The sequence below is a fragment of the Methylophaga sp. UBA678 genome (genome assembly GCF_002299105.1).
GTDB lineage: Bacteria > Pseudomonadota > Gammaproteobacteria > Nitrosococcales > Methylophagaceae > Methylophaga > Methylophaga marina.
Genome location: NZ_DBNG01000004.1, coordinates 26354 through 41472, shown reverse-complemented (window position 1 = coordinate 41472; position 15119 = coordinate 26354). Strand labels below are relative to the sequence as shown.

Here is a 15119-nt window from a genome sequence, read left to right as displayed (position 1 = left end):
TCGATCTTTTGACGTTTTCTATTTAAGTATTTGATAAATAAGATTTTATGTTTTGGGCATGGTAATTGCTCAGGCTCTAATACGATGCAATAGTGCATGTAGGAGCAAGAAACATGAATCTGAAATTATCACTGGGTGACGATTTTCAACAATCGAATTATCAGTCGCAACCCTTTTCACGAGACATCGATCTCAGCACTATTTCAAATGTCAGCCATATCTCAGCTGAACATATTCAACAATCCACTAATACCGATGCGGACCAACTCGCCAATCGTCATAGTCGTTTATTGGCTGTGCTACCCGCAGGCGTGGTGGTGATTGATGGTTCCGGCTTTATTCAGGAAGCCAATGAGGCAGCGATCTCCTTGTTGGGTGAACCTTTGTCAGGTGAGCGTTGGGTAAATGTCATTGAACGGGCTTTTGATCCCAAGCCAAGTGATGGTCATGATGTCTCCTTAAAAGACGGTCGCCTGGTACACATCTCAACGAATCCACTTGGCCATGAACCGGGACAAATTATCTTATTACAGGATGTAACGGATACTCGAGCACTGCAAAGCAAAGTTTCCCATTTGCAGCGTTTATCGACCATCGGTGAAGTTACAGCAAGACTGGCTCATCAAATCAGAACCCCTCTGTCCTCTGCCATGCTCTATCTTTCACCTTTACTGAAAGAGGGGGCTGATGAACAAGTTAAGCAGCGTTTTGCGACAAGAGTAAAAGACAGTCTCACCCATATGGAGCAGTTGATTCGTGATCTTTTATCTTTCTCAAGAGGGAATATGGCATCACCCTCACCGGTAGCAGTGAGTGATTTATTAAGTGAATTAGAACAACAGTTTTCTGCTCAAAATGATGTAGAAAACAGCACAGTGACGATGACGCTCGTCAACCAGGTTAATGACGATTACATCTATGGTAGTCAATCTGCATTAATCAGCGCTATTACCAATTTACTCAATAATGCTCGTCAAGCATGTGAAGGTCATGGTCAGATTGAGGTGATGGCAGAGTACGCTGAAAATAACGCCAAAGAACAATGCATCCAGATCAGCGTAAATGACAATGGTGAGGGCATGTCTGAAGCTGAGCTAAATAAAGTGTTAACGCCTTTCTACACCACTCGTTCTAATGGCACAGGACTTGGGCTTGCCGTTGTTCAGTCAATTGTCAAAGCCCATAGAGGTTTACTTGCGATCGAAAGTGAACCCAAAAAAGGCAGCTCAGTAAAATTATTGTTTCCTATTTATACATCAGCAAATACATCGCCAGAGCAAGCAGCAGAGGAGGTCGCATTATGAATCACTCAAATATCTTAGTGGTTGAGGATGATGCTAACCTTCGCACGGCATTATGCGACACACTTGAGCTCGCTGGTTATCGAGTCGTTGGTATGGAGCATGGTCAGTCTGCACTGGATAAGATAGCCAGCGAGCCTGTAGGTTTACTATTAAGTGACTTACAGATGTCACCGATGGATGGACACACCTTACTGCAGCGGGCAAAAGCCATGATGCCTGATTTACCTGTCGTGATGATGACAGCCTACGGTACCGTTCAAAGTGCTGTCGATGCCATGCATCAGGGGGCGTCTGACTATTTATTAAAGCCATTTGAAGCCGATGAACTCTTACAGCGCGTACAGCGCTATATCAACGATATTGGTACTGAAGAAGATGACATGGTGGCGCAGGCCCAGGCATCGAAAGAGCTTCAAGCTATCGCCAAGCGTGTGGCCGACAGTGATGCCACTGTACTTATCAATGGCGAGAGTGGTACCGGTAAAGAAGTGTTAGCTCGCTACCTTCATGTTCATTCCCCCCGATCTTCACATCCTTTTGTAGCGATTAACTGTGCGGCTATTCCAGAAAATATGTTGGAAGCTACTCTATTTGGATATGAGAAAGGGGCGTTTACAGGCGCCAGCCAAGCCTATGCCGGTAAGTTTGAACAAGCTAATCATGGCACGATTTTATTAGACGAAATCTCTGAAATGGACTTATCACTACAAGCAAAACTCTTACGTGTTTTGCAGGAGCGTGAAGTTGAACGTATTGGTGGTAGGAAGGTAATACCGCTGGATGTCAGAGTGTTAGCCACCACCAATAGAACTTTACGAGAGGAGGTCAAAGCCGGCCGTTTTCGTGAGGATTTATATTATCGTTTGAATGTTTTTCCATTGGAAATTTCACCTCTCAGACAACGTCAGGATGATATTCTTCCTTTATCTCAGCGCCTGTTGACGCGACATGCCAGTCAATCACGACGCGTTGCGCCTTTACTGGATGCTGCGGCTAAGTCTCGCTTAATTTCTCACAACTGGCCAGGTAATGTTCGTGAGTTGGATAATGTCTTGCAGCGGGCGTTAATTTTGCAATCGGGTCAATCAATTACAGCAAAAGATATTATTTTTGAGGCGGTGTCTGGCCAGGAATTGAATACCTCAGTGAGTCAAACTGAAGTCAGTTCATCTACAGAAAGCAGTAAAAGCGCTGTAGAGGGATTCGATTTACGGTCCCAAGAGCAACGTCATATTCTCGACATGCTGGAAAAATATCAAGGCAGCCGAAGACTGACTGCAAAAGAGCTAGGTATAAGTGAACGTACCTTACGTTACAAAATCGCCAAATTCCGTGAGCAAGGGGTGGAAATCCCTGAAAAACTTGGCAAGAAGTCTGCATAAAGCAACTATCAGCGTCATTTTTATAGCGGAGCAGAGAGAAAGATGATTAAAGCTATCGACCCTAACCAATTACTAACTCAGATGCGAGCTTTACAAGCTCAGGCTTCACCAGCAACACAACCCATGCCTTCTGGTGAGGCTGAGAGCAATGGTCGAGTGGATTTCGGCAGCGTAATGCAAAAAGCTGTGAATGAGGTGAATGATCTGCAAAAAAACTCCGGTGATTTAAAAACGGCATTTGAGTTAGGTGACCCGAATGTCAATCTGGCTGATGTCATGATTGCATCGCAAAAAGCCAGTGTCGCTTTTGAGGCAACCTTACAAGTCAGAAATAAACTGATTGAGGCTTACCAAGAAGTTATGCGTATGTCTGTTTAATTGACGAATATGCCTGAGTAGAGAAACACTATGGAAAACGCACCTGCCACCACCGGCTCACAAGCCAATATGCCAACAGCACGACCCACAACAGCATTGGGCGCTATGCAGGCAAACATCTCTCAACAACCTGTTGTGAAACAGATGTTGTTCTTATTGGCAATTGCAGCCAGTATCGCCGTGGGTGGTTATGTGCTGTTGTGGTCACAAACGCCCTCATATCAGGTCCTTTTCGCGAATATGGCACCTGCAGAATCGACTGAAGTGGTTGACGTCTTGCAGCAGATGAATGTCGATTACAAATTGGATCCGTCCACTGGCGCATTGTTAGTACCTGCTGGTGATGTGCAAACACTGCGAATGAAACTTGCTGCTGAAGGCCTACCCAGAAGTGCTGCCCTGGGCATGGAGATGCTGAATCAGGATCAAGGGTTTGGTACCAGTCAGTTTATCGAGCGAGCCCGTTACCAGCGTGCAATGGAAGAAGAGTTATCTCGCTCCATTGCTGAACTCAATAACGTCAGAAGTGCGCGAGTGCATCTTGCTATTCCTAAACAATCTGTTTTTGTTCGCGATCGTAAAGATCCTACCGCTTCTGTGGTGGTTCATCTTTATGCTGGCAGAACACTTGATCAATCTCAGGTGGCAGCCATCACACACATGGTCGCCTCCAGTGTGCCAGATATGAAAAATGCCGATGTCACTATTGTGGATCAGCGTGGCAACTTATTAACTCAACCAGAGCGTGCGGCGGGTGTGGCAATGAGTGATACCCAGCTTGAATACACACGTAAGGTTGAACAAATCTATATCGACCGTATAGAAAATATCTTGTCACCCATTGTGGGTATGAATGGGGTGCGTGCACAGGTCGTGGCCGATGTTGACTTTACAATGTCTGAACAAACACACGAAAGTTATAACCCGGACATGACAGCAGTGAGAAGTGAGCAGCTGCAAGAAGAAGAGCGTGTTGGTAATGGTGGACCGTTTGGCGTGCCCGGCGCACTCAGTAATCAACCTCCTGGTGGTGGTGTTGCACCTGAGCAAGCGCTTCCAGAAGAAGGTGCTGATGAAGCGGCCACTACGACAACAGCGCCCGGTTCAAGCAGAAAAAGCACGACACGTAATTTTGAGTTAGACCGCACTATCAGTCATACCCGAATGGCACCTGGTAATGTCAGAAAACTGAGTGTGGCCGTATTGGTTGACGAGAGAAGAACAGTGGATGCAGAAGGTAATGTTACTTCCGTACCATTGTCTGAATCAGAAATGACCCGTATCAATGCCTTAGTCATGGATGCCATTGGCTTTAGCAAAGCGCGAGGCGACAGTTTGAATGTGGTCAATGCCCCATTCATGGCACCTGAAACGGTTGAAGCCTTGCCTGAAAAACCAATCTGGGAAGAACCTTGGGTCTGGAATCTAGCCAAACAAGTGGGTGGTGCACTGGTTGTTCTGTTCCTTATCTTTGGTGTGATTCGTCCAGCATTCAGAGATATGACAAAAGTGCCCGTCACCGAGAGTGATAATGACAATTTATCACCAGAAGAAGTTTTAGCTAGAAGTAGCGCAAGCGGTGAAGAGATTGCTAAACTGACCACTGGTTCGGAAAAGATGGAAGAGCAACTATCTAATGTCCGAAGTTTAGTGCAGCAAGATCCTGCACTGGTGGCGCAAGTAGTCAAAAATTGGACGGCGGGTGATGCCTAATGGCAGAAGAACTCAGAAAACTGACAGGCACTGAAAAAGCGGCTGTTTTTTTACGCTCTATTGGTGAAGAGGAAGCGGCGGCTATCCTCAAGCATATGGGGCCGAAAGAGGTTCAAAAAGTCGGTCAGGCAATGGCGACCTTACAAAATGTCACCCGAGAGGAAGTGCAATCCGTTCTGAATAGTTTTGTTACCACGGTGGAGCAAGAAACCGGACTGGGTATCGGCTCACATGATTATGTCCGTAAAATGCTGGTGGGTGCTTTAGGTGAAGATCGTGCTGGCAGCCTATTGGACCGTATTCTATCAGGTAGTAATACCAACGGCCTGGAACAGCTTAAGTGGATGGATGCTAGAGGCATTTATGAAGTTATCCGACTTGAACATCCTCAGATTATCGCGATTGTTTGCTCATTTCTTGATGCCGATCAGGCAGCGGGGGTTTTGTCGCAGTTCCCTGCTCGTGATCAAGCTAACATCATTCTACGGATAGCCACGCTTGATGGGGTACAACCCTCAGCCTTGACGGAGCTAAACGAAATTCTGGAAAAACAATTCAGTGGTGCGGCTGGTGCACAATCAACAATGGTGGGTGGTCTCAAAACGGCTGCCGATATTCTCAACTTTGTTGATGGCACATCTGAAGCCGCTATCATGGAAAAAATCAAAGAAAGTGAACCCGATCTTGGTCAAAATATCGAAGATCTTATGTTTGTCTTTGAAAACCTTATTGATGTCGATGATCGTGGTATGCAAACCTTGATGCGTGAAATTCAGACAGATCAGTTACAGCTTGCCTTGAAAGGCGCTGATGACGCATTAAAAGAGAAATTCCTGCGTAATATGTCACAACGTGCAGGCGAGATGATGCGTGATGATTTAGAGGCCATGGGGCCGGTTCGTTTGAGTGATGTTGAGGCTGCACAAAAAGCCATTCTTGCCACAGCACGAAGCTTGTCTGATAAAGGCGAAATTATGCTAGGCGGAGGTGCAGGTGATGACTTCGTCTGATGACACAGTTGTTACTAAACAAGCTGATGTCTTATCTGCCGATGAGATTGCTGATGCGATAAAACGTTGGGAGGCACCAAGAATGGTGTCGGTGACGGACGTTGAAGATAAGGATGCGCCCCAAGTACTCGATATCAAAGCTATTGAAGCGCTTCAGCAACAAGCGCAAGAAGAAGGTTATAAGGCGGGTTACGAAGAAGGACACCAGGCGGGTTTTGCAGACGGTCAGGAAGCTGGGCTGAAAGATATTCAGCTGCAGGTTGAAAAGCTCCAGCAAATGCTCCAAACATTACAGCAACCCCTGACAGAACTCGATGAGCTTTTAGAAAAAGATCTGGTCAATCTAGCGATAACCATGACTCGCCAGTTGGTTCGTCGCGAACTTAAGCATCAACCCGAGCATGTTATCGGTGCTATGCGTGCGGCGTTGGAAGCTTTACCCATCAGTGACCGTCAACTCAAAATTTATGTTCATCCAGATGATCTTTTGATTATTCAGAAAGGCTTATCTCTTGAGCATGATTCAAACAAATACCAATGGATAGAAGATCCTTTATTAACCCGGGGTGGATTAAGACTGGAAACGTCTGACACTAGTGTGGATGCAACCGTTGAATCAAGATTGAATAGCATCATTAGTAAAGTCCTTGGCGATGAGAGAGACGCTGACAATGACTAATGCGGAACGCCAATCGCGACTACAAAATAAACTGATGCAATATCAGCAGCGATTGGATTCTGGTGACGAGCAGGATGTATTGATTGAAGGGCGGTTGACCAGAATGGTGGGGTTAACATTGGAAGCGGTAGGCTTTCAGGTGCCTATTGGTAGTCGTTGTGAGATTATTGGTAAGGGACAAAAACCGATAGAAGCGGAAGTGGTCGGCTTTTCTGGCGAAACGACGTTTCTCATGCCGACAGGTGATATGCGTGGCTTGGTACCTAATGCGAAAGTCAGACCGGTCCGCAGTGATTCTCAAGTGCCTGTCGGCGAAGCGATGCTTGGCCGTGTTGTGGATGGCGCTGGTAAACCCTTAGATGGTAAAGGCCCACTTCGTGTTCAAGATAAGGTTCCCTTACACGGTGAACCGGTAAACCCACTAGCACGCTCTCCTGTTCGTCAGCATCTGGATGTGGGAGTCCAGAGCATTAATGCCTTGCTCAGCGTAGGCCGAGGCCAACGTATGGGCCTGTTCGCTGGCAGTGGTGTGGGTAAAAGTGTGTTGTTGGGCATGATGACACGATTCACTGAAGCCGATGTCATTGTGGTGGGTTTGATTGGGGAACGTGGTCGAGAAGTAAAAGAATTTATTGAAGATATTCTTGGTGAGGAAGGAATGTCACGGTCGGTTGTTGTTGCCTCACCTGCCGACCATTCGCCTTTGATGCGATTGCACGGTGCGATGTTGTCTACCAGTATTGCAGAATACTTTCGCGACCAGGGTAAGCAAGTATTATTGCTGATGGATTCGTTGACTCGCTTTGCCCAGGCACAGCGTGAAATTGCATTAGCGATTGGCGAACCTCCGGCAACTAAAGGTTATCCACCCTCCGTTTTTTCCTTATTACCGCAATTAGTGGAGCGTGCAGGGAATGGTCCACTTAATGGTGGGGCTATCACTGCTATTTATACGGTGTTAACCGAAGGTGACGATCAACAGGATCCGGTTGCAGACGCGGCTCGTGCAATTTTGGATGGTCATATAGTGTTATCAAGACAGCTGGCCGAGTCGGGCCATTATCCTGCGATTGATGTGGAAGCCTCGATTAGTCGGGTGATGCCAAATATAGTCAGTGAAGACCACCTGAAACAGGCCCAGCAGTTCAAACAGATTTATTCCACTTACCGACAAAATCAAGATCTTATCAGTGTAGGCGCTTATAGTAAGGGAAGTGATCCTGCTATTGATGAGTCGATAGCGATGTTCCCTGCTTTACTTCAGCTGTTACGACAGGGAATGAATGAAGCGGTGAACTGGGAGCAAAGTGATCAACGTCTGAAACAGGTGCTTGAGTTAAGAAAGCAATTACAGAATCAGCAGCAACAAAACGTATCACAAGCCCCAATGCTGATGGATGGAAATACCCGGCGTTTTTAATGTTCGTGCTTAACGTGGAGTCAATACATGAGTCGTAGTCGTAAACTTGATCCCGTGATAGAAATGGCAAGAAAGGCAACGGAGTCAGAATTACAAAAACTCGGCCAGCAAAATGCCTTACTTCAACAGGAGCAATTCCAATTGGATGATCTCTGTCAATACAGAGCCGAATACTTGGCGCGATTTCGCCAGGATGATCCTATGGTCATGACGGCCAAAAAAGCTCTCGATTTAAGAAGCTTTTTAGCAAAACTAGATCAGGCTATTCTCAGCCAAGAATCCCAAGTTAAATCAGCCAATGCCAATGTAGAAAGACAACAGAAACTGTGGTTGCAAGCAAGAAATAAAGAGCAGGCAATTGATGCTTTAATGGCCCGCTACGAAGCAACTGAGCTCAAGAAACAGTTAAAGAGGGAGCAGGTTGAAATGGATGAACATACCAATAGTGCATGGTTGAGAAATCGAAATAAATAAATATAGATACTTAAATTTTAGATAATTGAAAAACAAGATAATTTTTTCTCATTACTGGCCGATATTAGTAAAACGATATGAAAAACAATAGTGAAGATGAGTCAAGTGAGAAAAATCATCATCTATCGTCTATAGAAATAGAGGGAATAGAAAAATGGCTGAGTCGATTGTCGAAATAAACTGTGCTGAGTCTGTCACCATCGCACAAGTTGCAGATTTATATGCCCAGCTCTTAATGGCCATAGCTGAAGGTCAGGCTATTCAAATTAATTTAAGTGATATTGAACGTATCGACACGGCCGTTATTCAGCTTTTTTATTCATTCTCTCGGAATGCCCAACTTCAGGGGCTGGTAGTCATTTGGTCAAATCCTAGTCAACTTTTTTGTGAAGCTGTCGATAGATTGGGTATCAAAGCATTTTACGCACAATAAAATATAAAAAAACTAAAGTTAAAGAAGGAGCTTTTTTGTTATGGCTAATATTCTCGCAGTCGATGATTCTGCCTCAATGCGCCAAATGGTGACATTCACTTTGCAAGGAGCAGGGCATAAAGTCACGCTAGCAGATGATGGTAAACAAGCACTGGAGATTGCTCAAAGACAATCTTTTGATCTCGTGATTACAGACGTCAATATGCCAGTGATGGACGGCCTGACGCTAACTCGAGAATTAAGAAAGTTACCTAGTTTTAAGTTTGCTCCCATTCTTGTTTTGACAACCGAGGCAGGCCCTGAAAAGAAACAAGAAGGACGTGCTGCCGGTGCTACGGGCTGGTTGATTAAACCTTTTAATCCAGATCAGCTTTTAGCAACGGTGAAAAAAGTCCTGGGGTAGACAGATGAGCATCGATGTTACCCAATTTCATGGCGTATTCTTCGAAGAAAGCTTCGAAGGCCTCGATATTATGGAAACAGGCCTGCTGAGCATGTCTCAAGGGGAGATCGATGATGATACGGTTAATGGCATTTTTCGTGCTGCACACTCAATTAAAGGTGGGGCTGGCACGTTCGGCTTTAGCCATATTTCTGAGTTCACGCATGGTCTAGAAACCCTTTTAGACCAAATTCGCAACGGTGAGCGTGAAGCAACTCATGAGGTCATTGAAACATTACTCTCCGCTGTCGATACCTTACGTGAAATGTTGACAGCTGTTCAAAACAGCTCAGATGTTGATGAGGAAAAAGTAGCTCAAGTTTCTCACGCGCTTGAGAAGATATTAGATGCTGCTGTGGCTGAAACTGGGATGAATGTTGAGGATACCTCCTTACCAGAGAGCCATGAGTCTGATACTACTGAAACGAATACTCAGCAACAGTCTTGGTTGATTCACTTCAAACCACTACCTCACCTGCTTCAAACGGGTAATGAACCCATACGTATGTTCCGTGAGCTAGCTGAACTTGGTGAATTAGCTGTAACTGTGAATGATGAGGAGTTGCCCCCTTTTACAGACCTTGATCCTGAAATATGTTACTTCAGTTGGGAACTGACGCTTACTGGCGAAATGGATGAAGCTCAGATAAATGAAGTCTTCGAATGGGTGGATGGTGATTGTGAGCTAACAATTGAACGACTTCAAGAAAATGAAGCTTCAGACTCACCTGAACTGTTACAGGAGCAACAGAGCCATGATAAACCTGAGGTTGTTGAAGCTGTATCTCAACCCATGGCGACTGACCACGCCTCTATAGCCGTTGATGCTCCATCAAAAACACCAATCAAAAGTGACGTCGCACCTAAAAAGAAAACAGTCAGCAGTGATGCCTCTACAGCTTCTATACGCGTGGGTACAGATAAAGTCGACTCACTCGTCAACTTAGTCGGTGAGTTGGTTATTACTCAGTCGATGTTAGGTCAGATCGGTGATAATTTTGATGTCAGTATGCTGCCACAACTAATTGATGGCTTAGAGCAGTTAGAGCGTAATACCCGAGAGTTGCAAGAAAGCATCATGCGTATTCGTATGTTGCCCATCAGTTTTGTGTTTAATCGCTTCCCTCGCCTTGTCCATGATATGACCAGCAAACTTGGAAAGCAGGTGGAACTGGTGCTGACCGGCGAGCAAACCGAACTTGATAAAACAGTGATGGAAAAAATTGGTGATCCACTTGTTCATCTTGTTCGCAACTCCCTGGATCATGGCCTGGAAACACCCGAAAAACGCCTGGCGGCTAACAAATCTGAAACCGGTGTTCTAAAACTCAACGCCTATCATCAGGGTGGCAATATTGTGATTGAGATTAGTGATGATGGTGCAGGGTTAAACGAAGAGAAGATTTTACAGAAGGCAATCGAAAAAGGTCTGGTCGAGCCGAATGAATCACTTTCACCTGAGAAAATACATGAACTTATATTCTTACCGGGCTTTTCTACTGCCGATCAAGTAAGTGATCTCTCTGGCCGTGGTGTCGGCATGGATGTGGTGAGGAAAAATATTAACAGCCTGGGAGGGGCTGTTGAGGTGAAATCTGAGTCAGGAATCGGGTCAACATTCACTATTAGGCTACCTCTGACATTGGCGATCATGGATGGTCAGATTATTCAGGTTGCAGACCAACGTTACATCATTCCTCTGATTTCCATTATTGAGTCTGTTGAAGTGGATATCAGCAAAGTAAAAAAAGTGACTGGTAAAGGAGAGTTATACAAAATCAGGGACGAATACGTACCGCTTATCCGATTGCGAAATGTGTTTAACCTGGATGGCGGTATTGAAGATCTAGAACATGGTTTGCTGGTGATTGTGGACTGTGAGGATTACAAAATTGGTTTGTTTGTTGATGAGCTTCTGGCACAACAACAAGTTGTCATCAAGAGTCTAGAGACGAACTTCCGTAAAGTGAAAGGTCTCGCTGGCGCAACCATCCTAGGTGATGGAACAGTTGCTTTAATCCTGGATATTGCAGGGGTGATGGCAATGCACAAAGAGCCATCAATAATAAAACAAACTTCTCTCAAGAGTGTGGTTTGAGTCATGGTTGAGATGAACACAGAAAATGAGATTCTGGATATTCTTGATATTGCTGACAGCATCGACGATGGTTCCCAGCAGTACCTGACATTTGAGTTGGATAGCGAACATTATGGTGTGGAGATTCTCCGTGTGCAGGAGATAAAAGGCTGGGGGTCGGTGACATCGATTCCAAATACACCAGAACATGTCTGTGGTGTATTAAATTTGCGTGGCGTGATTGTGCCGATTATCGATCTTCGATTGCTATTCGGTATGCCTTTCAATGCCTACACCAAGACTACTGTTGTCGTTGTTGTCAAAGTGGAAGGTATAACTGACCGAATTGTAGGTATAGTCGTTGATGCTGTGTCTGATGCATACAATGTTCATCCAGATATGATTTCAAATGCACCAGACTTAGGCAGTATCGTTGATACCAGCTTTATTAAAGGGATTGCTGACATCGATGAATGTATGTTGATGTTACTGGATATCGATAAGCTTCTCAGCGTAGAGCAAATAGGCTAATGATGACTTCTGAACACGTTCGCATCATTGCGATTATGAACCAAAAAGGGGGCGTTGGGAAAACGACAACAACCGTCAATCTTGGGCATGCACTCGCTATCCAAGGCAAACAAGTAGCCATGATTGATATGGATCCTCAAGGGCAAGTGGCCACCAGTTTAGGATTGGACAATCAGCAGCTCGGCATTGATGTTGTGCTGTTGGAGGGGGAGACCATTGATACCGTCAAGCTGCATGCCCGGGACAACCTTGATGTCGTGCCGGCAGGGCCACGCTTGAATGAGTTTGAACACCTGAATGAAGGTGGGGTAGAGCGCGGTCATCGCTTAAGAAAAGCAATCGAAGCGTCGTCATTATCAGCTTATGATTTTGTGTTGATAGATTGTCCGCCCTCATCAGGTTTACTGGGTGTTAATGCGATGTTTGCTTCTAGTGAATTGATTGTGCCCGTATCTGGAGACTATCTGTCATTACAAGGCCTATCACGCATGATGCAGATCCTTAAACGTTCAGAAGAAATCTCTGGGCACCGTATTCGATTATGGCTGGTATCAACGCGGATGCAGTTACGTAGAAAACTCACAGCAGAAGTGCGTAAACGCGTACTGAAATATTTTCCTAGTAGAGTGCTATTCACACCTATTCGTGAAAACGTGGCGTTAGCAGAATGCCCTAGCTTTGGTAAAACTATTTTCGACTATCGGAAAAAGAGCTCCGGTGCAGAAGACTATTTTTCTTTGGCTAGCGATGTCTTAGAGAGGAGAGTGGCTGATGGCCAAGAGTAAAAATGTAATGGGCAACGATCCTCTTGCCTGGTTGACTGCAGATAATCAACCCCCGACACAATCAACGAACAGATCTGCTGATACATCATCATTACCAGAAGACGCTATGGCTGAAGTGTCATTACCGCCTAAAACGAATATCGAGCTGGTAGAAGAGAGCTTCATTCCTATTGCCGCTCGTGGTGAATATGTCGTTGCCGACTTTTACACGTTGCTTTTTCAACAGCACCCGGAGCTAAAAGGCTTGTTTAAAAGTGTCTCGCAGCAAGGGCAACAGAAAAAATTATTAGCTGCTTTAGTGTTATTGGTACAAAACCTGCGTCACCCAGCCTTACTAGATAGTTATTTGACTGAATTAGGTGAACGTCACATTTCATATGGCGTGAAAGAGCCAGATTATCAGGCTGTCAAAAGTTGCTTGTTAAAGGTGCTGGAAAAATATGCTGAGTCATCATGGTCAGAACCTGTTGCATCAGCATGGAACGAAACATTAGATAACGTTATTAAAAAAATGACGACGGGAGCATATCCCATGGAGGAGAGAGACATGGCTGTTAATGAAAAGGCAGATAAAGACATCTTAAATAGAGCCAACGCACTTGATAATGCGGTCACGGCGGTAATGATGATTGATAGAGACTTCACTATTACATATGCCAATCAATCAACATTAAATATGTTGGGAGAGCATGAAGAGACGTTAAGAAGAATCTACCCTGGATTTTCCATAAAAGGATTGGTCGGAAGTAATATTGATATGTTCCATAAAAATCCTGCTCATCAAAGGCAAATGCTCAGTAATCCCGATAATTTACCTCATCAAGCAGACATCAAAGTCGGTCCACTTGCCTTTCGTCTAAATGTAACAGCCATGTTAGATCAAGAGGATAACTATATCGGCAATATGCTTGAATGGCATAATGTCACTGAAGAAAAACTTCGTAATGCTGATATTCATGGTCAATTTGATGCCATCAACAAAGTGATGGGAGTGATTAGCTTTGAAATGGATGGCACCATCATTGATGTAAATGAAAACTTTCTCAAAGTAGTGGGCTATAGTCGTGAAGATGTCATCGGTAAGCATCATCGAATGTTTGCCACACCTGAGCTAGCTCAAAGTGCTGAGTATGCTGAGTTCTGGGCAAAACTCAATCGTGGTGAGTTTGATAGTGGTGAATACAAACGAATTGCCAATGGTGGCAAGGAAATCTGGTTACAAGCCAGCTACAATCCTATTCTTGATATGAATGGTAAACCATTCAAAGTGGTGAAATTTGCCACAGATATTACTGAAACAAAATTACAACGTGCCAATTTCGAAGGTCAAATTTCTGCTATTAACAAGGCGATGGGGGTGATCAGTTTTAATATGGATGGCACCATTCGCAGTGTGAATGATAATTTCCTTAATGTTGTGGGGTATCAACGAGAGGAAGTTATAGGCAAGCATCACCGTATGTTTGCTACACCTGCACTGGCACAGAGTGTTGAATACACAGAGTTTTGGGCAAAACTAAACCGGGGTGAGTTTGATTCTGGTGAGTATCAGCGCGTTGGTAAAGATGGCAAAGATATTTGGTTACAGGCCAGTTACAATCCGATTTTTGACCTGAACGGTAAGCCCTATAAAGTGGTGAAATACGCTTCAGATATCACTGAAGAGAAACATTTACAGTTTGACGTTCAGAAGGCCTTATCAGCGACATCCATGGTTATGAATGCATTGGCGCAAGGTGACCTCACTAAGCTAATGGATGGTGAGTTTGAAGGAGAGTTCGCACTGCTTCAACAAGCGGTCAATGGTTCAATCAGCAAAATTTCAACGATTGTGCAGGACATTATCGAAGCATCGATCAGTATTTCTTCCGCGGCGAGTGAAATTTCCCAAGGCAATACGGATTTAAGTCAGCGAACAGAAGAGCAAGCGTCGTCATTACAAGAAACAGCGGCGAGTATGGAAGAGCTCACCAGCACAGTCAGACAAAATTCCGACAATGCACGTCAGGCTAATCAACTTGCTGTAGACGCCAGAAGCAAAGCTGAAAAAGGTGGCAATGTTATCCAGGAAGCGATTCAGGCCATGGCTGCTATCAGTACTTCGAGTAAGCGTGTAGCAGATATCATTGGCGTGATTGATGAGATTGCGTTTCAGACTAACTTGTTGGCACTCAATGCGGCTGTGGAAGCTGCTCGTGCTGGAGAACAAGGCCGAGGTTTTGCTGTAGTGGCTTCTGAAGTCCGTAATTTAGCCCAACGATCTGCTGCTGCTGCCAAAGAGATAAAAGAGCTCATTAATGATAGTGGTGAGAAAGTGAGAGAGGGCTCTACTCTTGTAAATGAGTCAGGGAAGACACTGGAAGAAATTGTTGAAGGTGCAAAAAAAGTCGGCGATATTATTTCTGAAATCGCGGCAGCAGGTACTGAACAGACATCGGGTATTGAGCAAGTCAACCAGGCTGTGACACAAATGGATGAAATGACACAGCAA

General features: G+C 44.8%; 14 protein-coding genes. All 14 read left to right on the top strand.

Features of this window, described 5'->3' with window-relative positions; all coding sequences use genetic code 11:
- Positions 1 to 113: 113 nt before the first annotated feature.
- Complete coding sequence (locus B3014_RS01655) at positions 114 to 1304, top strand: sensor histidine kinase (RefSeq protein ID WP_289244639.1); 1191 nt, start codon at positions 114 to 116, stop codon at positions 1302 to 1304.
- Positions 1301 to 2686, top strand: coding sequence for a sigma-54-dependent transcriptional regulator (locus B3014_RS01650; protein WP_289244640.1), 1386 nt, complete (start codon positions 1301 to 1303; stop codon positions 2684 to 2686). The genes B3014_RS01655 and B3014_RS01650 overlap by 4 nt, the downstream gene beginning before the upstream one ends.
- A 42-nt stretch (positions 2687 to 2728) precedes the next feature.
- Positions 2729 to 3064 (top strand): flagellar hook-basal body complex protein FliE, encoded by a 336-nt coding sequence (gene fliE, locus B3014_RS01645; protein ID WP_286305594.1) that lies wholly within the window; start codon positions 2729 to 2731, stop codon positions 3062 to 3064.
- A gap of 30 nt (positions 3065 to 3094) precedes the next feature.
- A complete protein-coding gene (fliF, locus tag B3014_RS01640; RefSeq protein ID WP_289244641.1) occupies positions 3095 to 4777 on the top strand; it encodes a flagellar basal-body MS-ring/collar protein FliF in 1683 nt (560 codons plus the stop codon).
- Positions 4777 to 5787 carry a flagellar motor switch protein FliG gene (gene fliG, locus B3014_RS01635; protein ID WP_289244642.1) on the top strand — a complete coding sequence of 337 codons (1011 nt, stop codon included), beginning with the start codon at positions 4777 to 4779 and terminating at the stop codon, positions 5785 to 5787. The genes fliF and fliG overlap by 1 nt, the downstream gene beginning before the upstream one ends.
- Positions 5774 to 6466 carry a flagellar assembly protein FliH gene (locus B3014_RS01630; protein ID WP_286305591.1) on the top strand — a complete coding sequence of 231 codons (693 nt, stop codon included), beginning with the start codon at positions 5774 to 5776 and terminating at the stop codon, positions 6464 to 6466. The genes fliG and B3014_RS01630 overlap by 14 nt, the downstream gene beginning before the upstream one ends.
- Complete coding sequence (fliI, locus tag B3014_RS01625; protein WP_286305590.1) at positions 6459 to 7886, top strand: flagellar protein export ATPase FliI; 1428 nt, start codon at positions 6459 to 6461, stop codon at positions 7884 to 7886. The genes B3014_RS01630 and fliI overlap by 8 nt, the downstream gene beginning before the upstream one ends.
- A gap of 27 nt (positions 7887 to 7913) precedes the next feature.
- The gene (gene fliJ / locus B3014_RS01620; RefSeq protein WP_289244643.1) at positions 7914 to 8360 is read left to right on the top strand and encodes a flagellar export protein FliJ; all 447 of its coding nucleotides are present in this window, start codon (positions 7914 to 7916) and stop codon (positions 8358 to 8360) included.
- A 154-nt stretch (positions 8361 to 8514) separates the two neighbouring features.
- On the top strand, positions 8515 to 8793 hold the full coding sequence (locus B3014_RS01615) for an STAS domain-containing protein (RefSeq protein ID WP_289244644.1): 279 nt from the start codon (positions 8515 to 8517) through the stop codon (positions 8791 to 8793).
- Positions 8794 to 8833: 40 nt separating this feature from the next.
- Positions 8834 to 9196 (top strand): response regulator, encoded by a 363-nt coding sequence (locus tag B3014_RS01610; RefSeq protein ID WP_289244645.1) that lies wholly within the window; start codon positions 8834 to 8836, stop codon positions 9194 to 9196.
- 4 nt (positions 9197 to 9200) lie between these two features.
- On the top strand, positions 9201 to 11333 hold the full coding sequence (locus B3014_RS01605; protein ID WP_289244646.1) for a chemotaxis protein CheA: 2133 nt from the start codon (positions 9201 to 9203) through the stop codon (positions 11331 to 11333).
- A gap of 3 nt (positions 11334 to 11336) precedes the next feature.
- On the top strand, positions 11337 to 11843 hold the full coding sequence (locus tag B3014_RS01600; protein ID WP_289244647.1) for a chemotaxis protein CheW: 507 nt from the start codon (positions 11337 to 11339) through the stop codon (positions 11841 to 11843).
- On the top strand, positions 11843 to 12628 hold the full coding sequence (locus B3014_RS01595) for a ParA family protein (protein ID WP_289244648.1): 786 nt from the start codon (positions 11843 to 11845) through the stop codon (positions 12626 to 12628). The genes B3014_RS01600 and B3014_RS01595 overlap by 1 nt, the downstream gene beginning before the upstream one ends.
- On the top strand, positions 12615 to 15119 hold a 2505-nt coding region (locus tag B3014_RS01590; RefSeq protein WP_289286886.1), incomplete at its 3' end, for a methyl-accepting chemotaxis protein. The genes B3014_RS01595 and B3014_RS01590, both read left to right, overlap by 14 nt.

Bases quoted from the DNA above. Each gene is read 5' to 3' on its own strand.
- B3014_RS01655 (WP_289244639.1), top strand. From the start codon at position 114: ATGAATCTGAAATTATCACTGGGTGACGATTTTCAACAATCGAATTAT.
- B3014_RS01650 (WP_289244640.1), top strand. From the start codon at position 1,301: ATGAATCACTCAAATATCTTAGTGGTTGAGGATGATGCTAACCTTCGC.
- fliE (WP_286305594.1), top strand. From the start codon at position 2,729: ATGATTAAAGCTATCGACCCTAACCAATTACTAACTCAGATGCGAGCT.
- fliF (WP_289244641.1), top strand. From the start codon at position 3,095: ATGGAAAACGCACCTGCCACCACCGGCTCACAAGCCAATATGCCAACA.
- fliG (WP_289244642.1), top strand. From the start codon at position 4,777: ATGGCAGAAGAACTCAGAAAACTGACAGGCACTGAAAAAGCGGCTGTT.
- B3014_RS01630 (WP_286305591.1), top strand. From the start codon at position 5,774: ATGACTTCGTCTGATGACACAGTTGTTACTAAACAAGCTGATGTCTTA.
- fliI (WP_286305590.1), top strand. From the start codon at position 6,459: ATGACTAATGCGGAACGCCAATCGCGACTACAAAATAAACTGATGCAA.
- fliJ (WP_289244643.1), top strand. From the start codon at position 7,914: ATGAGTCGTAGTCGTAAACTTGATCCCGTGATAGAAATGGCAAGAAAG.
- B3014_RS01615 (WP_289244644.1), top strand. From the start codon at position 8,515: ATGGCTGAGTCGATTGTCGAAATAAACTGTGCTGAGTCTGTCACCATC.
- B3014_RS01610 (WP_289244645.1), top strand. From the start codon at position 8,834: ATGGCTAATATTCTCGCAGTCGATGATTCTGCCTCAATGCGCCAAATG.
- B3014_RS01605 (WP_289244646.1), top strand. From the start codon at position 9,201: ATGAGCATCGATGTTACCCAATTTCATGGCGTATTCTTCGAAGAAAGC.
- B3014_RS01600 (WP_289244647.1), top strand. From the start codon at position 11,337: ATGGTTGAGATGAACACAGAAAATGAGATTCTGGATATTCTTGATATT.
- B3014_RS01595 (WP_289244648.1), top strand. From the start codon at position 11,843: ATGATGACTTCTGAACACGTTCGCATCATTGCGATTATGAACCAAAAA.